The sequence below is a fragment of the Pseudomonas sp. NPDC086581 genome (genome assembly GCF_044746165.1).
Taxonomy (GTDB): domain Bacteria; phylum Pseudomonadota; class Gammaproteobacteria; order Pseudomonadales; family Pseudomonadaceae; genus Pseudomonas.
The window spans coordinates 143,069-162,827 of sequence record NZ_JBIVBR010000012.1 but is presented as its reverse complement, the minus strand read 5'-3'; the positions used below and the strand labels follow the sequence as shown (position 1 = coordinate 162,827).

19 protein-coding genes are annotated in these 19,759 nt (G+C 65.4%); 10 read left to right on the top strand and 9 right to left on the bottom strand.

Annotation, left to right across the window (positions count from 1 at the left end):
• Positions 1–113: 113 nt before the first annotated feature.
• Complete coding sequence (locus ACIPK7_RS23470; protein WP_401090505.1) at positions 114–974, top strand: LysR substrate-binding domain-containing protein; 861 nt, start codon at positions 114–116, stop codon at positions 972–974.
• A 182-nt stretch (positions 975–1,156) separates the two neighbouring features.
• On the opposite strand, the gene ACIPK7_RS23465 is transcribed toward ACIPK7_RS23470, so the two are convergent.
• The gene (locus tag ACIPK7_RS23465; RefSeq protein WP_192434632.1) at positions 1,157–2,035 is read right to left on the bottom strand and encodes a LysR substrate-binding domain-containing protein; all 879 of its coding nucleotides are present in this window, start codon (positions 2,033–2,035) and stop codon (positions 1,157–1,159) included.
• A gap of 333 nt (positions 2,036–2,368) precedes the next feature.
• On the opposite strand from ACIPK7_RS23465, the gene ACIPK7_RS23460 reads away from it, so the two are divergent.
• The 7 genes from ACIPK7_RS23460 to ACIPK7_RS23430 all read left to right on the top strand — a co-directional run bounded on the left by ACIPK7_RS23460 (position 2,369) and on the right by ACIPK7_RS23430 (position 9,827).
• Positions 2,369–3,727: an MFS transporter gene (locus ACIPK7_RS23460; RefSeq protein ID WP_401090503.1), complete on the top strand. Its 1,359-nt coding sequence runs from the start codon at positions 2,369–2,371 to the stop codon at positions 3,725–3,727.
• A gap of 170 nt (positions 3,728–3,897) precedes the next feature.
• Positions 3,898–4,419 carry an RNA polymerase sigma factor gene (locus ACIPK7_RS23455; RefSeq protein ID WP_081516743.1) on the top strand — a complete coding sequence of 174 codons (522 nt, stop codon included), beginning with the start codon at positions 3,898–3,900 and terminating at the stop codon, positions 4,417–4,419.
• A gap of 107 nt (positions 4,420–4,526) precedes the next feature.
• On the top strand, positions 4,527–5,450 hold the full coding sequence (locus ACIPK7_RS23450) for a FecR family protein (protein WP_401090590.1): 924 nt from the start codon (positions 4,527–4,529) through the stop codon (positions 5,448–5,450).
• 123 nt (positions 5,451–5,573) lie between these two features.
• Positions 5,574–8,177, top strand: coding sequence for a TonB-dependent receptor (locus tag ACIPK7_RS23445; protein WP_401090501.1), 2,604 nt, complete (start codon positions 5,574–5,576; stop codon positions 8,175–8,177).
• A 192-nt stretch (positions 8,178–8,369) separates the two neighbouring features.
• Positions 8,370–8,969 carry a biliverdin-producing heme oxygenase gene (locus ACIPK7_RS23440; RefSeq protein ID WP_192434625.1) on the top strand — a complete coding sequence of 200 codons (600 nt, stop codon included), beginning with the start codon at positions 8,370–8,372 and terminating at the stop codon, positions 8,967–8,969.
• A complete protein-coding gene (locus ACIPK7_RS23435) occupies positions 8,950–9,399 on the top strand; it encodes a YbaN family protein (protein ID WP_318652910.1) in 450 nt (149 codons plus the stop codon). The genes ACIPK7_RS23440 and ACIPK7_RS23435 overlap by 20 nt, the downstream gene beginning before the upstream one ends.
• A gap of 59 nt (positions 9,400–9,458) precedes the next feature.
• A complete protein-coding gene (locus ACIPK7_RS23430; protein ID WP_192434623.1) occupies positions 9,459–9,827 on the top strand; it encodes a YajD family HNH nuclease in 369 nt (122 codons plus the stop codon).
• Between the two features lie 244 nt (positions 9,828–10,071).
• Here the strand turns inward: ACIPK7_RS23430 and ACIPK7_RS23425 are convergent, their stop codons facing one another.
• From ACIPK7_RS23425 to ACIPK7_RS23415, 3 genes are all read right to left on the bottom strand, one after another.
• Positions 10,072–11,067 carry an LLM class flavin-dependent oxidoreductase gene (locus tag ACIPK7_RS23425; RefSeq protein WP_401090498.1) on the bottom strand — a complete coding sequence of 332 codons (996 nt, stop codon included), beginning with the start codon at positions 11,065–11,067 and terminating at the stop codon, positions 10,072–10,074.
• A gap of 343 nt (positions 11,068–11,410) precedes the next feature.
• Positions 11,411–11,824 carry an arsenate reductase ArsC gene (locus ACIPK7_RS23420; protein WP_401090496.1) on the bottom strand — a complete coding sequence of 138 codons (414 nt, stop codon included), beginning with the start codon at positions 11,822–11,824 and terminating at the stop codon, positions 11,411–11,413.
• A gap of 81 nt (positions 11,825–11,905) precedes the next feature.
• Positions 11,906–12,397: a DUF1543 domain-containing protein gene (locus ACIPK7_RS23415; RefSeq protein WP_138216588.1), complete on the bottom strand. Its 492-nt coding sequence runs from the start codon at positions 12,395–12,397 to the stop codon at positions 11,906–11,908.
• A gap of 194 nt (positions 12,398–12,591) precedes the next feature.
• Here ACIPK7_RS23415 and ACIPK7_RS23410 point away from each other — a divergent pair, with 194 nt between their 5' ends.
• Positions 12,592–12,885 carry a hypothetical protein gene (locus ACIPK7_RS23410; RefSeq protein ID WP_192434617.1) on the top strand — a complete coding sequence of 98 codons (294 nt, stop codon included), beginning with the start codon at positions 12,592–12,594 and terminating at the stop codon, positions 12,883–12,885.
• Positions 12,886–12,892: 7 nt separating this feature from the next.
• On the opposite strand, the gene ACIPK7_RS23405 is transcribed toward ACIPK7_RS23410, so the two are convergent.
• A complete protein-coding gene (locus tag ACIPK7_RS23405; protein ID WP_401090494.1) occupies positions 12,893–14,029 on the bottom strand; it encodes a DUF1615 domain-containing protein in 1,137 nt (378 codons plus the stop codon).
• 86 nt (positions 14,030–14,115) lie between these two features.
• A complete protein-coding gene (locus tag ACIPK7_RS23400; RefSeq protein WP_401090492.1) occupies positions 14,116–15,009 on the bottom strand; it encodes a DMT family transporter in 894 nt (297 codons plus the stop codon).
• Between the two features lie 130 nt (positions 15,010–15,139).
• Here ACIPK7_RS23400 and ACIPK7_RS23395 point away from each other — a divergent pair, with 130 nt between their 5' ends.
• Positions 15,140–15,577, top strand: a complete 438-nt coding sequence (locus tag ACIPK7_RS23395; RefSeq protein ID WP_138216592.1) for an Lrp/AsnC family transcriptional regulator — start codon at positions 15,140–15,142, stop codon at positions 15,575–15,577.
• Between the two features lie 182 nt (positions 15,578–15,759).
• Here the strand turns inward: ACIPK7_RS23395 and ACIPK7_RS23390 are convergent, their stop codons facing one another.
• The 3 genes from ACIPK7_RS23390 to ACIPK7_RS23380 all read right to left on the bottom strand — a co-directional run bounded on the left by ACIPK7_RS23390 (position 15,760) and on the right by ACIPK7_RS23380 (position 19,479).
• Positions 15,760–16,059, bottom strand: a complete 300-nt coding sequence (locus ACIPK7_RS23390; RefSeq protein ID WP_192434613.1) for a hypothetical protein — start codon at positions 16,057–16,059, stop codon at positions 15,760–15,762.
• A gap of 74 nt (positions 16,060–16,133) precedes the next feature.
• Positions 16,134–17,504, bottom strand: a complete 1,371-nt coding sequence (locus ACIPK7_RS23385) for a DUF1329 domain-containing protein (protein WP_401090490.1) — start codon at positions 17,502–17,504, stop codon at positions 16,134–16,136.
• Positions 17,505–17,517: 13 nt separating this feature from the next.
• Positions 17,518–19,479 carry a DUF1302 domain-containing protein gene (locus ACIPK7_RS23380; RefSeq protein WP_401090488.1) on the bottom strand — a complete coding sequence of 654 codons (1,962 nt, stop codon included), beginning with the start codon at positions 19,477–19,479 and terminating at the stop codon, positions 17,518–17,520.
• Positions 19,480–19,759 lie beyond the last annotated feature (280 nt).

Here is a 19,759-nt window from a genome sequence, read left to right as displayed (position 1 = left end):
GAATTCGGTTGGGCCAGGGCGGGTTCGCGGCGGCCTGGGCATAACTTGCCGGCCGGGCAGATATCGTTCAAATTGTTTATCACGATGCACTGCATAAGCCGGACATATACCTCATGAACCTCTTCCAGCTCCGCGCCTTCGACGCCGTCGCCCGCGAACGCAGCTTCACCCGCGCCGCCGAGCGCCTGTTCATCAGCCAGCCGGCCGTGACCGGGCACGTGAAGGCGCTGGAGGAGCACTACCAGGTCAATCTGTTCCGCCGCACCGCGCGCGGCGTGGAGCTGACAGAAGATGGCGTACGCCTGTCGGCCATCAGTCGCACCCTGTTTGCCCTGGAGGAGGAAGCCGAAGCCGTGCTGGACGCCAGCCGCGAGCTGGTGACCGGGCGTATCGAAGTGGCCGCCGACGGCCCGCACCTGGTGATGCCGATGCTTGCCCGGCTGCGCGCGCGCTACCCCGGCATCACCGTCAACCTGCGTCTGGGCAACGCACAGGAAACGCTCGCCGCGCTGATGGACGAGCACGTCGATATCGCCGTGCTGACCGAGGTGGAGCCGCGCGCCGGGCTGTTCCTGCGCGAGCTGGTGGAGTCGCGCATTTGCGCCCTGGTGCCGGCCAGCCATGCCTGGAGCGAGCACCTTGGCGAGCTGCCGCTGGGCGAGCTGGACCAGCAGATCATGGTGCTGCGCGAGCCCGACTCGATCACCCGGCGCACCTTCGATGCGGCCTGCTCGGCGGCCTCGGTCGAGCCCCGCGTGCTGCTGGAGCTGGACAGTCGAGAGGCCGTGACCGAAGCGGTGGCAGCGGAGCTGGGGATCGGCATCGTGTCGTCGCTGGAAGTCAGCCCGGACCCACGGGTGAAGGCGATTCCGCTGGGCGGCGATGGACTGCTCAACCGCCACGCCATCGGCTGCCTGGAGCGGCGTCGGGGGTTGCGGGTGGTGAGCGCGTTTCTGGAGTTGGCGCAGGGCTGAACTCTAGGAACGCGCCATTCGCGCGATCACGGGTATGGCCGTTCCTACAACAGCGCGCGCAGATATCCCCTGTAGGGCGCATAACGCCTACGGCGTTATGCGACGTCCTGGCAAATAACCCGTTCCGGGTTATTCGCCCTACGGGTGCTGACGGAACGTTCGGAAGGATGCGAACAACCGCCCTACTCCGCTGGCAAATCTTCCTTCACCAGATCGAGAAAAGTCGCCACGATCCGCCGGGTGCTTTGCTCACGCAGACACACCAGCGTCTCGCTCATACGCCAGTGGCAGTCGAGGATCGGCAGCGCATGCACACGCGCATCGGCCCCCAGTTCGGCAGCCGACACCACGCCGACGCCAATCCCCACCGCTACTGCTTCAAGCGACGCTTCGCGGCCCTCCACCTCGATAGCCGGGCGGATGCGCAGCCCGGCGCGGGCCATTTCCGCCTCGAGCATCTGCCGGGTCACCGAGCCCTGCTCGCGCAACACCAGCGGCGTGTCGTCGAGGTCGGCCAGTTCGATGGACTCGCGCCCGGCCCAGGGATGGCTGCGACCGACGAAGGCGACGATGGGGTCGCTGCGCAGGGTGAAGGTCAGCAGGCGCTCGTCCTGCACCTCGCGGCCGAGCAGCGCCAGGTCCGCCTGGTAGTCGAACAGGCGCTGCAAGGATTCGTCGGTATTGCCCGTTTCCAGCTTCACGCGGATGCCCGGATGGCGCTGGCAGAAGCGCGCGATCTGCGGCAGCACGTGCACCGGCGCGTCCACCGCCAGGGTCAGGCTGCCGGTCTGCAACGCGCTGGATTCCTGCAGCAGCTCCTGCGCCTCCGCCTCGATCACGAACAGCCGCTGGGTCACCGCCAGCAGGCGCTCGCCCAGTTCAGTCAGGCGCACCGAACGCTTGTTGCGATGGAACAGCAGCACGCCGTAGCGCTCCTCCAGCTTGCGCACCTGGTCGGAAACCGCCGGCTGGGTGAGGAACAGTCGCTCGGCGGCGCGGGTGAAGCTGCCGTGTACGGCAACGGCATGGAAGGCCTTGAGTTGAGCGTGGGAAACGGACATGGGCACGCCTCGGCGGGAAGGTTCTGACCGTCTTTTCACCAGCAGACGGAAAGCGACTACAAAGTCATTCGCGCAGAACACTAACGTCATGGCCCTCTGTCATACAAGCTCAGCTTATTTTTGAAATCTGATAAATCGATTTCAGTTATTTATTCGAAATTGTTTCCATCCCTCCACCGCCGCCGAACTTGATGGGTTCGGCAAGGCGGTACAGAACAGCTCCAGCGCTTCTGACCCGCACCGCAAAGACGGTGCGACGTGCTTCGAAAACAAAAATAAAAAAGGCGTTACCCACTGACTGCCGGCACAGCACAACAACAACGAGGTCAGATCATGCTCAACCCTCACGGCACCGCTTCGCCGCGCGCTTCGCTGGCGCGCTGGAAATGGCAGATCTTCGCCATCACCTGGCTGGCCTACGCAGCCTTCTACTTCACCCGCAAAGCCTTCTCGGTGGCCAAGCTCGGCATCGCCGAAGACCCCACTTTCCATCTCGACAAGATCGCGATGGCCAACCTCGACGCCATCTACCTCACCGCCTACGCGGTGGGCCAGTTCACCTGGGGTGTCTTCGCCGACCGCTACGGCCCCCGCGTGGTGGTGTTCGGCGGCCTGTTGATCTCCGCCGTCGCCGCGCTGGTGATGGGCAGCTTCGCCACCCTGCCGATCTTCGCCACCTGCATGGTGGTCCAGGGCCTGGCGCAATCCACCGGCTGGTCCGGGCTGTGCAAGAACATCGGCAGCTTCTTCGCCACCCATGAGCGCGGCCGCGTGCTCGGGCTGTGGAGCACCTGCTACGCCTTCGGCGGACTGGTCGCCTCGCCCTTCGCCGGCTGGTGGGCCTATGAGGTGTTCGGTACCTGGCATGCGGCGTTCTACTCCACCGCCGCGGTGGTCGGTGCGGTCGCCATCCTGTTCCTGCTGCTGCAACGCAACCGCCCGCAGGACGTCGGCCTGCCGCCGGTGGAAGCCGATGTGCAGCAACCCGGGGCGGTGAACTACGCCGGCTTCAAGCAGGAGGGCGCGAACGGCAAGTCCCTGCGCATCCTCGGCAAGGTGCTGCGCAACCGCACCGTGCTGACCCTGGGGCTGGCGTACTTCCTGCTCAAGCCGGCGCGCTACGCGATCCTGCTGTGGGGCCCGGTGATCGTCTACGAACGCATGCCGGGGCTGGGCAAGGTCGGCGCGGCGATCCTGCCGTCGGCCTTCGAGGTTGCCGGGCTGCTCGGGCCGATCCTGATCGGCTATGCCTCGGACCGCATCTTCGGCGCGCGGCGCATGCCCGCCTGCGTGATCAGCCTGCTCGGCCTGACCGTCTGCCTGGCGCTGTTCGTCCCGTCCATGCAGACCGGCAGCAGCCTGCTGGTGCTGGCCCTGCTGTTCATGATGGGCCTGACCCTGTACGGACCGGACTCGATGATCAGCGGCTCCGCCGCCGTGGACTTCGGCACCGGCGAAGCGGCCGGCACCGCGGCGGGCTTCGTCAACGGCTGCGGCTCAGTCGGCGCGATCCTCGGTGGCCTGCTGCCAGGCTACTTCGACACCTACACCGTGTTCATCGGCTTCACCGTCACCGCGCTGATCGCCGCCGGCATCCTCATCCCGCATTGGAACAGCCGCCCGGAAGCAGCCGACCAGGCACAACCGGCCAACGACCAGCCCCGCCTGAACGCACGCCCCGTGCGCTCCTGAGTCCCGCTTACCCCTCACCGGCCGGCTGAGGGAATGGGCGAGGCGCCCCGCGCGCCTCGCCCTTTTTTCGTTGGCGCCTACACATCCGGAACCACGGATGGACTTGTGCCATGCGCCTCCTCTGAATAACATTGATTATCATTTAAAAATTATTCCTGCTGGACGCCCTTGTGAGCACTTCCAACCTCGACGCGGTCTTCCTGGCCCAGCGCCTACCTTTGCTGCGCACGCTCGTACGGATGGTGAAGAACCCGAGCATCGCCGAAGACCTGGTGCAGGAAACCTACCTGCGCGTCGCCCGTACCCTGCTCGAACGCCGCATCGATCACCTGGAACCCTTCCTCTTCCAGACCGGCCGCAACCTCGCCCTGGACCACCTGCGCCACCTGCGCATGCAGTCGCGGACCATGCTCGAGGACGTGCCTTTCGATGTGGTGCAGGCGGTACCGGCGCCGGGCTCCAGCGCCGAGGACCAGTTGCACGCGGAAAAGCTGCTCGAACGCCTGGGCGCCACCCTCGAAGAGCTCAGCGAGCGCCAGCAGCGCATCTTCATCCTCAGCCGCCTGCACGGCTGCGGCTACGCGGAGATCGCCGAGCAGCTCGACATCTCGCCCAGCACCGTGCAGAAGGAACTGAAACTGATCATGGCGATCTGTGTCGGACTGGTCAGCCGCCTCGAGGAATCGGTATGACGGACTACCGTTCGCCGGCCGATTCGACAACAATGCGCGGCTCACCACCCCAGCACCGCCCCGAGGATCGCCCCTTGCCCCACGCCGCGCCGCCCGACGACCAGCAGATGGCCGAAGCCCTCGACTGGCTGATCCTCGAGGACGACATGGACGCCGCCACCCGCGCGCGCTTCGATGCCTGGCTCGCCGTCAGCGAAGGCAACGCGCGCGCTTACCAGCGCGTGCGTGATGCTTGGCAGTCACCGTTGCTGCCGGTCGCCGCTGCGCGCCTGGAACGCAAACGGGCACAGGAAAAAGTCCGGCCTCTGCGTCGCCCGCGGCGCTTCTGGAAACCCGTCGCCACAGCTGCAGCGCTGGTACTCGCCATCGGTGTCGTGGTGCAGAGCGACCTGCTGACGCGCCTGCGCGCAGACCATCTCACCGCGGTCGGCGAACGCCAGAAAGTCCAGCTGGCCGACGGCTCGAACGTGCTGCTCAACACCGACACCGCATTCTCCAGCAAGGTCGATGACCAGCAGCGCGTCGCCCGCCTCTACCGCGGCGAGGCCTTCTTCGACGTCGCCCATGACCGCAGCCGCCCCTTCGAGGTGGAGGCCGGGCCGGTACAGGTCACGGTGCGCGGCACCGCGTTCGCCGTGCGCTACCTCGGCAATGAGGCGGAAGTCAGCGTGCAGCGTGGCGAAGTGGACCTGCGCACGCGGCTGGACGACGCGCGCGTCAGCCTCGGCGCCGGCGACAGCATCCGCGTCGGCCCGCAGGGCTTCGGCGAGCGCCAGCACGGCGCCGAGGCCGAATCCCAGCTGGCCTGGGTGAAAGGCCGCATGGTGTTCGAGAACTGCCCGCTCAGCCAGGTGCTGGCCGAATTGCGCCGCTACTACCCCGGCTGGATCGTGAATACCAACGAGCGCCTGGAGAACCTCAGCGTTACCGGCAACTGGCGACTGGACGACCCGCTGGGCGTGGCCCGCTCGCTGGCGCAGATCACCTCCGCCGAGCTGCACGAATACCCGAAACTGCTGATCCTCAACTGAGCCCCCGCTACACGGCAGAAAGTTTTTTTACGCGATCCGAAAGGCTCGTTCGTTTAGTCAGAAGCCAATGCAACAGATTCGCATTTACGAATGCGAACAAAGACTGACTAAGAGAGCCCTTCGATGACCATTGCTTCTTCGCGTGCCCCTCTGCGCCGGCTGTCCGCGCCGGCCAGCATCTCGCTGCTCGCCCTGTCCATCGGCATCGCCAGCCTGCCGGTCACTTCCGCTCTCGCGGCGGAAGCGAGCCAGACCCAGGCCGGCTACAGCTTCGACATCGCCCGCCAACCACTGCCCCAGGCACTCAACGCTTTCAGCGCGGTGACCGGTTGGCAGGTTGGCGTGGCCGGTGACCTGGCTGACGGCGTGGTCTCTCCGGGCGTCAGCGGCCGCCTGCCGGCGGAGCGCGCGCTGAAGACCCTGCTCGGCGGCACCGGCCTGAGCGTGCGCCAGCTCGGCCCGCGCAATGTGGTGCTGGAGCGCAATCTCTCCTCCGTCGCCGAGATGCAGCCGCTCACCGTCACCGCGACCCGCCAGGCGCAGAGCGTCACCTCGGTTCCGTCCACGGTGAACGTCGTCGGCCGCGAGGAACTGGACCGCAAGAACGTCAACAGCATCAAGGAGCTGGTGCGCGACATGCCCGGCGTCTCCGTCGGCGGCACCGGCAACCGTGCCGGCATCACCGGCTACAACATCCGCGGCATCGACGGCGACCGCGTGCTGACGCAGATCGACGGCGTCGAGATCCCCAACAGCTTCTTCAACGGCCCCTATGCGCAGACCGAGCGCAACTATGTCGACCCGGAAATCATCAAGCGCGTGGAAGTGCTGCGCGGCCCGGCCTCGGCCCTTTACGGCAGCAACGCGATCGGCGGCGCGGTGAGCTACTTCACCCTCGACCCGGACGACATCATCAAGGACGGTCAGGACGTCGGCGCGCGCCTGAAGACCGGCTACAGCTCCGCCGATGACAGCTGGCTGACCTCCGCCACCGTCGCCGGCCGCCACGACGACTTCGACGGCCTGCTGCACCTGAGCCAGCGCAACGGCCACGAGACCGAGTCCTACGGCAGCACCGGCGGCACCGGCCTGTCGCGCACCGAAGCCAACCCCGAAGACGTGCGCACCACCAACGTGCTGGCGAAACTGGGCTGGAACTATGCAGAAGGCAGCCGCTTCGGCCTGGTCTACGAGAAGTACAAGGACGACGTCGACACCGACCAGAAGAGCGCCTACGGCGGCCCGTACTTCAACGGCGCACCGACCATCCCCGACAGCGTGCTGCCCGGCGGCATGTACCAGTGGCGCACCGGTAACGACACCATCACCCGCGAACGCTACGGCCTGGAACACCAGATGCTGCTGGACAGCGTGGTGGCCGATCACCTGAAGTGGACCTTCAATTACCAGATCGCCAAGACCGACCAGAGCACCGACGAGTTCTACTACCCGATCACCCGCCAGGTGCTGCGGACCCGCGAGACCCAGTACAAGGAGCGCCAGTGGGTGCTCGACCTGCAGATGGACAAGGCCTTCGCCCTGGGCGACACCGACCACCTGCTGACCTACGGCACCACTCTCAAGCGCCAGAAGGTCACCGGCTACCGCGAAGGCGACGCCACCTGCCTGGCCGTCAGCCGCACCTGCACCACCATCGGCGGGCCCAGCTCGGTGGCCTCCGACCGCCTGGCCCGCAGCAGCGACTTCCCGGACCCGACCATCGACACCTACGCTCTCTTCGCCCAGGACGAGATCCGCTGGAACGACTGGACCTTCCTGCCCGGCCTGCGCTACGACCACACCCGCCTGAAACCGCACGTCACCGACGAGTTCCTGCGCACGGTCGACCAGAGCGGCGAAGGCGACGTCAGCAGCGAAAGCAAGAGCTGGCACCAGCTCTCGCCCAAGCTCGGCGTGACCTACGCGTTCAACGACAACTATCTGTGGTACGGCCAGTACGCCCAGGGCTTCCGCACCCCGACCGCCAAGGCGCTCTACGGCCGCTTCGACAACCCCACCACCGGCTACCGCGTGGAGCCCAACCCGGACCTCGACCCGGAACGCAGCCAGAGCTACGAGACCGGCCTGCGCGGCAACTTCGAGGAAGGCTCGTTCGACGTGGCGGTCTTCTATAACAAGTACCGCGACTTCATCAATGAAGACGCCATCACCCCCGGCTACGACGAGCCGACCTTCACCAGCAACAACATCAAGAACGCCATCATCAAGGGCGTGGAGCTGAAAGGCCGCCTGGAGCTGGGTGCCTTCGGCGCGCCGCAGGGCCTCTACACCAAGGGCTCGGTGGCCTACGCCTACGGCCGCAACAAGGACACCGGCGAGCCGATCAACAGCGTCAACCCGCTCACCGGCGTGTTCGGCCTGGGCTATGACGAACAGGCTGGTCGCTACGGCGCGCTGCTCGACTGGACCCTGGTCAAGCGCAAGACCCGCGTCGACGACAGCCAATTCAACGCCCCCGACGGCACCAGCAGTCAGTTCAAGACCCCGGGCTTCGGCATCCTCGACCTGACCGGCTACTACAAGCTGACCGACGACCTGACCCTCAACGCCGGCCTGTACAACCTCACCGACAAGAAGTACTGGCTGTGGGATGACGTGCGCGGCTACGACGGCGTCGGCGAGGCGGCGGTACTGGCCCCGGCCAACCTCGACCGCCTGACCCAGCCGGGCCGCAACTTCGCGATCAACCTGGTGTGGGATATCTGATGCTCACGCGCCCTCGCTGAGCGTAGGGCGCATGACCTGGAACAGGTTATCCGCCGCCTGGCGCGGCGGATAACACTGGCGCGTTATGGACCCTACAAAAGCGGGCCCGCACAGTGAACGCCGACAATCTTTACGCTTTCCCCGAACTCGTTCGTCTCGTCTGTAAAGACCTGTAATTTCAAGGAATTGGACATGACCACCCTGGAACTCCCCGCCCTGCGCTCGCAGCGCCTGAACGCGCTGACCCACGCCCCCCACGAGCGTCTCGACCACGCCGTGAAGGCCCGCGAGCCCTTCTCCAGCCGCGAGCGTTTCGCCCGCTTCGTGGTCGCCCAGTACCTGTTCCAGTCCGAGCTGCAGGCCCTGTACCAGGACGCCGAACTGGGCAGGATCTTCCCCGACCTGCCGCAGCGCTGCCGCGCCGAACAGGCCCGCCTGGACCTGGCCGACCTCGACACCGAAGTGCCCGCCCCGGTTGCCGGCGCCATCAGCAACCCGAGCCAGGCCCACGCCCTGGGCTGGCTGTTCGTCTCCGAAGGCTCCAAGCTCGGCGCTGCCTTCCTGATCAAGCGTGTTGCCGCACTGGGCCTGGACGAGAACACCGGCGCCCGTCACCTGGGCGAGCCCGAAGGCGGCCGTGCCGAAGGTTGGAAGCGCTTCACCCGCACCCTCGACGGCCTGGAACTGAGCGAAGCCGAGGAACGCGAGGCGGAAGCCGGCGCCGTGGCCGCCTTCGAGCGCTTTGCCCACCTGCTGCAACACAGCTACGACAGTGCCCCCGCCACCGTCTGAGGCCCTCGAGCGCGCGCCTGCCGATGCGGCGCGCGCCAAGCCGTTCGGCCCCGCCCGCTCGCGGCTGGCGCGCCTGGCCTTTGCAGTGCTGGCTTACACCAGCCTCGGCGTGGGCATGGTGGGGCTGGTGGTGCCGGGGTTGCCGACCACCGAGTTCGTCCTGCTCGCCGCCTGGGCCGCCTCGAAGAGTTCGCCGCGCCTGTCGGCCTGGCTGGAGAACCACCGGCTGTTCGGTCCCATCCTGGACAACTGGCGCAATGGCCGCGCCGTCGCGCGCCGCGCCAAGATCAGCGCCAGCCTCGCGATGCTCGTGGCGCTTGCGATCATGCTGATCACCCTGCCCCACGGGCTCTGGCTGTATGCGGTGATCCTGGGCATGGCGGTTGGCAATCTGTGGATCTGGTCGCGACCGGACACGCCCAGGCCATAGCCAGCGCGGGGCAGCGGACTTATGCTGGAAGTCCGATTCCACACTCTCTTCTGCGAGCCATGAACCAGCCCACCAGCAAAGTCAACGCCGTCCTCGCCGAGGCCCAGCGCCGCCGCGAAACCAGCTACCGCGAAAAAGCCCTGAAGATGTACCCCTGGATCTGCGGCCGCTGCGCCCGCGAGTTCAGCGGCGTGCGCCTGCGCGAGCTGACCGTCCACCACCGCGACCACAACCACGACAACAACCCCGAGGATGGCTCCAACTGGGAGCTGCTGTGCCTGTTCTGCCACGACAACGAGCACCAGCGGCAGGTGGACCTGCACTACCAGAACAGCAACGACGCGGGCGCGAAAGGGCCGAAGGTCACCCACAAGGGACTGGCCGGGTTGGCGGATCTGCTGAAGAAGAAGGACGACGGCGAGGCGTGAGGCCTCCCCTATTTGCTGCCGCGGGTTTCTGCCGATGCAGTGCGTAGGGCACATAACGCGTCAGCGTTATCTGCCGCGAGGCCATCGGCGGATAACCCGTTCCGGGTTATCCGCCCTATAGTCCACCCACGCCGAAACTTTGGCCTGAACCTGCAGGAGCGAGCTTGCTCGCGAACCAGGCCCCGCTGCAAAGCCATTCGCAAGCAAGGGCCAGACACGCCCTCAGTCCTGCGAAGAACCTCGATCAGCGCAGGCCGGCGACAATCTCCAGCGAGCGCAGGCGCAGTTCGTGGTCGTAGATGTCGCTGGTGAAGATGATCTCGTCCACGCCGGTCTGCTCCAGCAGGATTTCCAGGCGGCTGCGCACCTTCTCCGGGCCGCCGATTACCGCCAGGCCGAAGAAATTACCCACCGCTTCCTGCTCGTGGGGGAGCCACAACCCGGCCATGCTTTTCACCGGCGGTTTCTGCTTCAGGCTGTCGCCACGAATCAGCGCCAATACACGCTGGAAGGCTGTGGTCGCCAGGTACTCGGCTTCCTCGTCGGTCGGCGCGGCCACCAGCGGCACACCGATCATGGCGTAGGGCTTGTCGAGCACCGCCGAGGGCTGGAAGTTCTCGCGATAGATGCGCAACGCGTCATGCAGGTAGCGCGGGGCGAAGTGTGAGGCGAAGGCGTAGGGCAGGCCTTTCTGCGCGGCCAGGTGGGCGCTGAACAGGCTGGAGCCCAGCAACCAGATCGGCACGTTGGTTCCCTCACCCGGAATCGCCAGCAGCGACTGCTGCGAACGGCGCGGGCCAAGGAGCATTTCCAGTTCGGCAACCTGCTCGGGGAAGTCCGCGCCATCGCCCAGGCGATCGCGGCGCAGCGCGCGCATGGTCGCCTGGTCGGCGCCGGGCGCGCGACCCAACCCCAGATCGATGCGGCCGGGATAGAGGGTTTCCAGGGTGCCAAAGTTCTCCGCCACCACCAGCGGCGGATGGTTGGGCAGCATTACCCCGCCGGAGCCGACGCGGATGCGCTCGGTCTTGCCAGCTATATGGCCGATCAGCACGGCGGTGGCCGAGCTGGCGATGCCGTCCATGTTGTGATGCTCCGCCAGCCAATAGCGGGTAAAGCCCAGGCGCTCGACGTGCCGGGCAACCTCAACGGCGTTGTTCAGCGCCTCGGCAGCGCTGCCCTGGTCGCGCACGGGCACCAGGTCGAGCATGGAGAAGGCGATTTCTGACAGGGACTTCATAGGCACTCCGGTTCGGGTCACGCAGACGCTTAAAAACAACGCCGCGGACATGACTTTGACCGTGACTCTATCGACGCACCCTGCGCCTGGCCACTTGTCGGGATTGATAGTGCTCATGCCGGCGAGTGATACAGCAGTGACAGCGCATTGCCATGGCGCGTTCACAAGATGGTCACCACTCTGTCATGCCGGGCAGCCAGAATGCCCTTGCGCTGAAGGACCAGCGCCCCATCTCTACGGGAATCCGCCGAAAATCCTCCCCAGGCAACGGCGAAATCCTGTGGCCTACGAAGCAGAAAGCCCGCATCCATGCGGGCTTTTTGCTTTGTCATCGCCGGAAGCTTCAGTCGCGGTTCTTCACCATTTCGAAGAGCTTCAGGCGATCGCTGATTTCCTGCAGGGTGTGGCGGAACGGGTCGTGCTGTTCGCTGTGGGCCGGATCGACAAAGTTCCACACGATCACTTCGCTGGAGGTCGGCAGTTCGTCGCCCTCGTCGGTGGACTTGTCGCACAGGTCGATCAGGTAATCGAAGTGCTGGCCGCGGAACTCGTCGATGGACTTGCTGCGCAGCCCTTGGGCGGAGATCCCGGCGTGCTCCAGCACGTTGCGCGCGCGAGGGTCGATGGCGGTCGGGTGGATGCCCGCGCTGAAGGCTTCGAAGTGCTCGCCGTCGGTGTGCCGCAGCAACGCTTCGGCCATCGGCGAGCGGGCGTCGTTGGCGACACAGACGAACAGGACGCGGCGTTTCTCGGTCATTGTTACCTCGGCACGGGGGGTCGGCTATGCGCTCCTTATACGTCAGGTTTTATGACAGGGCCGTGTCAGCGCCATGAAGGCTCACAGCACGATGTAGTCACTGCGCTGCACGATGCCACGGCTCTCGCCTTCCACCAGGTGCACGTAGCGCCCACCGATCTGGTCGATGGCGATGCAGTCATCGACGTCGATCACCGCGTCGGTGTGCGCCTTGTCCCAGCTGCGTGGCATGCGCCGCTTGGCGCGAACCTTGGCATCGGCAGCGTCGCGCGCGGCGACCAGTACATACTGGTGGGCCTCGCCGAAGCTGCCCAGCTCGTAACCGCCCAGATTAACGAAGAACAGCCGTTGCTCGCCCGGCGCCGGCATCGCCGCGCTGAACTCGACGCGGTAGGCCTCGACACCGTCCACCTCCAGCCAGGAGTCGATGTGCAGGCCGTCCGGGCTGCCGAACCAAGCTTCGCGCAACTGCGGATAGGTGGATTTCAGGTTGTCGCCAATGACGAAGGCCACGTCATGGACCTCGATCCGCGCGCGCGGATGGCGTCCCCCCAGCATGACTACGAACAGCATTTCAGACCCTTCCCAGGTTTCAGATTTGGTCTGACAGATGCGTCATACGACAGGTTCAATCTAGTGGCGGATAAATGGCTATCCGCCAGCGCGGCCGGCGGGCCAGCCCCCTTTGTAGCGCCCGGCGGCGCGTGCACTACGCTGAAAATGTCCGCACGACCTCGCGCCGTGCCTGTATTCGTCTGGGAGACGCCATGAAATCGCTACTGATCGCCGCATCGCTGATCGTCGTGCAGCCCGTCTTTGCCGCCATTCCCATGCTCAACTACGACTGCCCGAACGATATCCAGATCCACACCGACGAGAACGGGCCGGTCTACATCAACGGCCAGGAAGCCAAGGTCACGCAGAACACCGACAGCACCGTGGTCGCCAAGGGTGAAGGCGTGACCGTGCAGATCAGCACCAACGACGACGGCACCGTCAGCGTCTCCTACACCGGCCCGAACGGCGACAGCGGTGTCTGCGATCCCGCCGAGGGCGACTGATCAAGCACTACGGCGCTCGCCCAAGGCAGCGCTGGTAGCGCTCGTCGACGCGCTGGGCGAACCAGGCAGTGGTGAGCTGGCGGGTGATCTTCGGGCTGTGCAGCGTGATGCCCGGCAGCATCGCCCGCGGCATCGACTTGCCAGCGGCGCGCTCGGCCAGCGCGAAGACCTTGGTGTAGAGCTCCGACTTCGTGAACTCCGGCTTGTCGCCCAGCTCCAGGTCACGGCGAATTTCCCGCTCGCTCATGCCCAGCTTCGGTCCCAGGGTACGCACCGCCTTCTCGGTGCTGCCGGCGTCGTAGCTGCCGTAGAGGATCACGTCGCCATCCAGGGCCAGGGGAATACCGGTGAGGTCCGCCACCACGCGCTGGAACGCCGCGTTGCGGCTGGCGTACCAGCCGGCGTTGAAGTCGGCGAAGCGGTAGAGCTGACGCGGGTAGTTCACCGGGTAGCCGAGCAGGTGGGCGATGCCGAAGTACATGCCGCCGCGACGGCTGAACACCTCACGGCGGATGCTGCCGTCCACCGGGTATGGATAGCCTTCGGCATGGGCCTGGGCGAACTCGATGCTGACTTGCATAGGCCCACCGGTATGCACCGGGTTGAAACGGCCGAACAGTTGCTGGCCCAGCGGCACACCGCCGATGAAGTCATCGAAGATCGCGCTCAGTTCCCTCTCCGTTTTCGCACTCGCCAGCCGTTGGCTGTAAGTGCGGCCGTTCGGCGACTTCAGCGCCAGCGCGGTATCGATTAGGAAGCCCGGCACGTGCACCTTGCTCGCGCGCCGGTCGATCTCGGCGCGAGCGATCTTGCCCAGCCCTGGCACGGGCGGGTCGGCCTTGAAGTTGGACTCCTGCTCGGTGATCGCCACTACCGAACAGAGGTTCTCGGTGGTGGCCGGAATGCGCTGGGTGGTAAAGGCGACCTGGATGTCCTTCGCCCAGCCCTGGCGGTCGGACGCACCAGCGGGGATCAGCTTGGCCAGCTTGCCGCGCACCTCTTCCGGAGTCGGCTCCGGCACGCTGGGCGCGCGGGTGCCGCAGCCGGCCAGGGCCAGCAGCGCGGCCAGGCCCAGCAGGTGAATGTATCGTGAAGAAGGCCTTTTCAGGCTGAGTGAATCTGCCGTCAGGGCAGCCGCAGTCATAGTCCGTTCCTTGCTTGATTTCTGCCGCCTACAGGACCTGCGCCCGGCGGCCCAGGTTCCCCGGCATTGTCAGGCAAGCACGGATTTCAGCGCCAGGCCAGGCGCCGCAGGTTCAGGCTCCAGCCGCGTTGCATGCCGGCGGCGGCCAGCAGGATGGCAACCACGCCCAGCCATTGCAGCGGCGTCAGGCGGTGGCCGAAGGCGAACCAGTCGACGAAGATCGCGGCAATCGGATAGATGAACGACAGCGCGCCGGTCAGCGCCGTAGGTAGCTCCTGGATCGCGCCATAGAGCAGCACGTACATGATGCCGGTGTGCACGATACCCAGGGTTGCCAGGCTGGCCCAGGCGCTGGTTGCCTGCGGCAGCGGAGAGAGGTTCGCCCAGGGCGCCAGCAGCAGGATGCCGGTCACCGCCTGGATCAGCGCGATCAGGTGCGGCGGCACGCCGGTCAGGCGCTTGATGATCAGCGCCGCCACTGCATACAGGCCCGCCGCGCCGAGGGCCAGGGCGATGCCACCCAGATAGTCGCTGCCCACCTGCCCCGCTTCACCGTGCGCGCTGACAATAGCCAGCATGCCGACGAAGGAAACGCCGAGCCAGGCGAGTTTCTGCGCGGTCACCTTCTCGCCGAGGAACAGCGCGCCCAGCAGCACCAGCAGGAACGGCTGCACGTTGTAGACCGCCGTGCCGATGGCGATGGACGCCCGCGAGTAGGAGCCGAACAGCAGCACCCAGTTGCCGACGATGGCTGCGCCGCTGAGCAGCGCCAGGCCGAAGGTGGCGCGGGTGAGAATACCGGGGCGCAGGAAGCCCATGGCCGCGCAGATCACCAGGAGCGTCGCAGCGCCGAATACGCAGCGCCAGAACACAACGTCCAGCACCGGCTGACCGGATACCACCACCAGCCAGCCGATGGTGCCGCAGATCAGCATGGCGCTGATCATTTCCAGGGTGCCGCGTCTGATTGAATCGTTCATGGATCACCTCCGCTTGTTGGTGACCAGTATGAACAGGGGGATTCGGGCACTCCATCGCCTGACGCAGGCAAATCCCATCGATCACCTTTATTATCAAGGCAACTCTTCGACTTCACCTTTCGAGGCCACGATGACCGACGACATCGACCAATTGCTGATTTCCGCGCTGATGGAAGACTCGCGCCTTTCCCTCAAGGCCCTGGCCCAGGTCAGCGGCCTGAGCTCGCCCAGCGTCGCCGAGCGTTTGCGCAAGCTGGAGGAGCGCCAGGTGATCACCGGCTACACGGTGAACGTCGACCCGCGCGCCTTTGGCTACCAGTTGCAGGCCATCGTCCGGGTACGCCCGCTGCCGGGGAAATTGCAGGACGTGGAGAAGCAGATCCTGGCGATCCCCGAATTCACCGAGTGCGACAAGGTCACCGGCGAGGACTGCTTCTATGCGCGGATGTGCGTGCGCTCCATGGAGCAGCTGGACGAGATTCTCGATCACCTCAATGGTTTCGCCGAGACCAACACCGCCATCGTCAAGAAGAGCCCGGTGAAGCGGCGGTTGCCGCCGATGGCTTGAGGTCCTGCTCCTACAGGAGGGTCGGCGCTGGGCGGTTCGCGAGCAAGGACTAGGCGTCCCCCTCGGTCCTACGAAGAGCACCACCTCTCCGGCTACGGCTCCGACTCCGGCTCTAAAGGCTTCCATAGAAACATCCGCGCGCGCCGAATGCCCCGTTCAGGAGGCCTCGTTGAAGCGGAGTTTCAGGGGTTGAGCGACATGGATGTCGCGAGAGTCGCGATGGGCCAGGGATGGCCCTTCGCGACGTGCCCCTGAAACTTCGCTTCAACGAGGGTATTTTTCGCCCCAAGCGAAAAACCGGATGTCCGGGGCAAGCCTTCTTGGTTACTTCTTCGGCGTTTGGAAGAAGTGACTCGACCGAGGGGGCGAAACGAGAAGTCCGCGCACACGCCAAAGCGGCGCAGATACACCCAAGCCAACGCAGCAAACCTGCAACACCAGGGCCAAAGAAATTGCCGGCCCTGCAGGCTGATCGCGGGCATGGCCCGTTCCTGCACGAACCGCATCACTTGCAAAACAAAAAAGGCCCCTTGCGGGGCCTTCATCGTTCGCAGACTCAGCGCGATGCCTTACGGCGCAACGCCGACGGGCTGAAGTTGGCTTCATCCGGCGACGGCTGGCTGAAGTCGGCAGTACCCGGCTCCTCGTTATCCAGCCACTGGATGCTGTAGCGGTGCGCCTGGAGGTCATGGAAGGTATCCAGCGCAGTCCACACCATCGGCTGCTCGTAGAAGCTCTTCAGGTACGCCAGCGACACCCGCCACAGCTCACCGCGACCGTCGTACTGGTCCACCACGGCGGCGCCCCAGCTGTCCTCGTCGAGGTACAGGGTGCGGCGCGAGTAGATGTGCCGCGCGCCGGGCTTGAGCTTGCCGTCCACCACCCACACGCGGTGCAGCTCGTAGCGGGTGTACTTGGGATTGACGTGGCCGGGGGTGAGCAGGTCCTTGTACTTAACCTCCGGGCTGGTGATCTGGTAGTTGTTGTAGGGGATGTAGATTTCCTTCTTGCCCACCAGGGTCCAGTCGTAACGGTCCGGCGCGCCGTTGTACATGTCGGTGTCGTCGGCGGTGCGCAGGCCATCGGAGTCTTCGATCGGCGTGTCGTAGGCCAGCGTCGGGGCGCGGCGCACGCGGCGCTGGCCGGGGTTGTAGCCCCAGGCCTGGCGCGGTTCTTTGACCTGATCGAGGGTCTCCTGCACCAACGCCCCGTTACCGGCCAGGCGGGCCGGCGCGGTGGTGAAGGTCATGTAGTAGAACAGGGTGTTGCCGAGCTTCTCGAAGCTGCCCTTGGGGTCGTAGAAGCGAAACAGCGCCTCGTCCTGCGAGGTCACCAGCGCGTAGGCGCCGTTGCGCTGCACACCGGCCTGAGACGAACGGCGCACGATGTAGGTGCCGCGGTAGCGCGCGATGTGGTTCCACACCGCTTCCACGCCGCTCTGCGGGATCGGGAACGGCACGCCGCCGTAGGCGTCGGAGAAGCCGTTGCCGCCTTCGACCAGCTTGGCGCTGGTGGCGTTCTTGTAGATGTTGTCGTAGATCCACTGCGGCGCCGAGCCGGTGCGGTGGGTCTCGTAGACCGGCATCTGGTAGCTGTCCGGGTAGGCGTTGAACAGCGCGATCTGCCCCGCCGTCAGGTTCGCCTTGTACTGGTCGAGATTGGCCTTGGTGATGACGAACTTGGGCTTCTCGCCGGCGAACGGGTCGACATGGTGCGCACCCGGCCCCTTGTAGCCAGCGGGTGCCGAAGTCAGGCCGCCGCTCCAGGCGGGAATGCTGCCGGCGGCGTTGCCGGCCTTCTCCGCGCCCATGGGCGTCAGTTTACTCTTGAGCTGGGCGGCCTGCTCGGCCGAGACGGCAGCACGCGCATCGGTGACGGCCAGAGCCGTCAGCGCGGCAAGGACGATCAGGGAACTCTTCTTGTACATGGTTCTCTCCGGATCAGAACGAGTATTTCGCGGTGATCGAGACGTTGTCGCGGTCGCGCATGGAGTTGCTGGAACCGGCGCCGTAGTAGTTGGTGTACTGGGTGCCGACCTCGAAGGTGTTCAGGTAGCTGGCGTCGATACCGAGGGTGTAGGCCTTGCGGCCTTCGATGAAGTTGCCGGTGCGGTCCGAGTTGCCGCTGAAGTCCTCCTGGTAGACGGCGTAGGGCGAAAGCTTCACCCCAGCGTAGACGTCGTTCCAGCTGCCAGTGAGCAACAGCGTGTAGCCGTAGCTGTCGCGGCTGATCTGCACATCGTCGTCGTTACCGCCGACGTAGGCCTTGTCCTGGGCGCCGACGAACTTGCGTTCGCTGCCGTCCCAGGCGGTGTACTTCAGGCTGCTGCCGCGGATGTGTTCGGAAGCCAGCTCGGCCACGCCGGTCATGGAGTCGAAGGACAGGTGCGGGCCGAAGTTGTAGATGGTCGACAGCGAGATGTTGTAGGTCTCGGCGCGCTCGTAGTTCTCGAACAGCTCGCCGCGGCACAGCTGCTTGCCGGCCACCGGCGCGCAGGCCTGGCTTGCCGGTGTGTTGGCATCGAACAGGTTGGTCTGGCCAAGCACGCCCTGGGTCAGCAGGTCGCCGAGCAGGTCGTCGGTGGCGGAAATGCTGATGGGCATGTTCGGCCGGTAGGCGATCTCGCCGGACACCGAGGCATCGCCCAGGGTGGTGTTGAAGCTGAAGCCGTACATGCGGATGTCTTCGACATAGTCGCGGCGCGCCTCGGCGTTGCTGGCCATATCCAGCGTGGCCAGTCCCGGCACCGCCTCGCCCAGGCCCAGCGGGCCGAGTAGCGCGTTCAACTGGTCGACGTCGACACCCTGGTAGCCGCGCAGGTCGACGGCGATCTGCGGCTCCTTGGCGTGGTAGTTGACGAAGTAGAAGCCGAATTCGGTGGAGTTGAGCTCCTCGGCGATATAGCGGAAGGCCACGCCGAACTGACCGCTGTCGCGGGCGTCGATGTCCTTGCCGACGTTAGCCACCTTGAAGGTGCCGGTCTCCGGGTTCAGGTAGGCGTTCGGGCCGTGCGGGCCGTTGCCGACCAGACCGAGGGAGGACACCAGCGGGTAGCCGCCCAGCAGCTCCTTAATCAGCGGGTTGTCCTCGGTGGTGTACGCGGTGTTGCCGCCGTCGCTAAACAGGTCGGTGTCGGAGAAGTAGGTGCCCACCGAGTCCAGGCGGGTCTCCTTCCACTTCCACTGGTAGAAGGTCTCCATGGACAGGTCGTCGGTCAGGCCGAAGTTGAGGCTCAGCGCCTCGGTCGGCACCAGCACTTCCTTGAGTTCCGAGCCCGGCAGGTGGAAGCGCGCGGCGTCCACCGGGTTGATGGTGTTGATGCCGCCCCGATAGAACACGCCCTCGCCCCAGTTCAGCACCTGCCGGCCGACGCGGCCGGTCAGCGGGTGCTCGGCGACGTCCCAACTGCCAGACAGATAAGCATCCAGCAACTCGGCCTTGCGTCCGGCGATGTGGCGGGTGTCATCGGTGAAGTGATCGTCCTGCGGGAACGACTGACTGGGACGTTCCACGCCGTTGGTGGTGTCGTAGTAGTCGTTGCGCTTGTCCATGATCTGCGTGTCGTAATAGGCAGTGCCACGCATGAACAGGCCGTAGTTCTGGTACTTGGCCGAGAGGTCGGAGGTAAGCTTGAAGACCTGGGAAACCAGGCCGGTATCGAAGTTGCGGTTACCGTCGTCGGCGTTGATGTCGCTGATGTTGCTCTTGTCGCGACCCTGTACGCGCCACATGGCACCGTAGGACAACGTACTGTCGAGCGAGCCGGTGATCTCGTTCTCGGCCAGCTTGAATTCAAGGGCCTGGGCCGACCCCGCCACCAGCAGCGGTAAGAGTCCCATCACCGCCCCCGCCCGCCGCGGCGCCCAGAAAATGGACGAGCGCGCACCCAATCGACTGTTCATAGACAGCATTACCTCCATGGCCAAGATTTATCGCCCCGGTCATTGCGGCCGGCGCTGTTCTTATTCGTTTCTCGGCTGCCGACGACCTCGTACCAGGACGGATCATCGTGCAGTAACACTCCTGCCAGAGCGCTTGCGGGCGCCTTGGCCCCCACTCCTCTTCTGCTTGCACGCCGGGAGTTGGGACTATCGTGCAGGCAAAGTAACAAACTGTTTCTCCCCTGCCAATGGAAAGGATGTAATCCGTGCCTTTCAACAGGCAAAGAAAAGCCCGGCACAT

Bases quoted from the DNA above. Each gene is read 5' to 3' on its own strand.
- ACIPK7_RS23445 (WP_401090501.1), top strand. From the start codon at position 5,574: ATGACCATTGCTTCTTCGCGTGCCCCTCTGCGCCGGCTGTCCGCGCCG.
- ACIPK7_RS23460 (WP_401090503.1), top strand. From the start codon at position 2,369: ATGCTCAACCCTCACGGCACCGCTTCGCCGCGCGCTTCGCTGGCGCGC.
- ACIPK7_RS23465 (WP_192434632.1), bottom strand. From the start codon at position 2,035: ATGTCCGTTTCCCACGCTCAACTCAAGGCCTTCCATGCCGTTGCCGTA.
- ACIPK7_RS23420 (WP_401090496.1), bottom strand. From the start codon at position 11,824: ATGACCGAGAAACGCCGCGTCCTGTTCGTCTGTGTCGCCAACGACGCC.
- ACIPK7_RS23425 (WP_401090498.1), bottom strand. From the start codon at position 11,067: ATGAAGTCCCTGTCAGAAATCGCCTTCTCCATGCTCGACCTGGTGCCC.
- ACIPK7_RS23415 (WP_138216588.1), bottom strand. From the start codon at position 12,397: ATGCTGTTCGTAGTCATGCTGGGGGGACGCCATCCGCGCGCGCGGATC.
- ACIPK7_RS23400 (WP_401090492.1), bottom strand. From the start codon at position 15,009: ATGAACGATTCAATCAGACGCGGCACCCTGGAAATGATCAGCGCCATG.
- ACIPK7_RS23440 (WP_192434625.1), top strand. From the start codon at position 8,370: ATGACCACCCTGGAACTCCCCGCCCTGCGCTCGCAGCGCCTGAACGCG.
- ACIPK7_RS23430 (WP_192434623.1), top strand. From the start codon at position 9,459: ATGAACCAGCCCACCAGCAAAGTCAACGCCGTCCTCGCCGAGGCCCAG.
- ACIPK7_RS23380 (WP_401090488.1), bottom strand. From the start codon at position 19,479: ATGAACAGTCGATTGGGTGCGCGCTCGTCCATTTTCTGGGCGCCGCGG.
- ACIPK7_RS23450 (WP_401090590.1), top strand. From the start codon at position 4,527: ATGGCCGAAGCCCTCGACTGGCTGATCCTCGAGGACGACATGGACGCC.
- ACIPK7_RS23410 (WP_192434617.1), top strand. From the start codon at position 12,592: ATGAAATCGCTACTGATCGCCGCATCGCTGATCGTCGTGCAGCCCGTC.
- ACIPK7_RS23385 (WP_401090490.1), bottom strand. From the start codon at position 17,504: ATGTACAAGAAGAGTTCCCTGATCGTCCTTGCCGCGCTGACGGCTCTG.
- ACIPK7_RS23405 (WP_401090494.1), bottom strand. From the start codon at position 14,029: ATGACTGCGGCTGCCCTGACGGCAGATTCACTCAGCCTGAAAAGGCCT.
- ACIPK7_RS23390 (WP_192434613.1), bottom strand. From the start codon at position 16,059: ATGCCCGCGATCAGCCTGCAGGGCCGGCAATTTCTTTGGCCCTGGTGT.
- ACIPK7_RS23470 (WP_401090505.1), top strand. From the start codon at position 114: ATGAACCTCTTCCAGCTCCGCGCCTTCGACGCCGTCGCCCGCGAACGC.
- ACIPK7_RS23395 (WP_138216592.1), top strand. From the start codon at position 15,140: ATGACCGACGACATCGACCAATTGCTGATTTCCGCGCTGATGGAAGAC.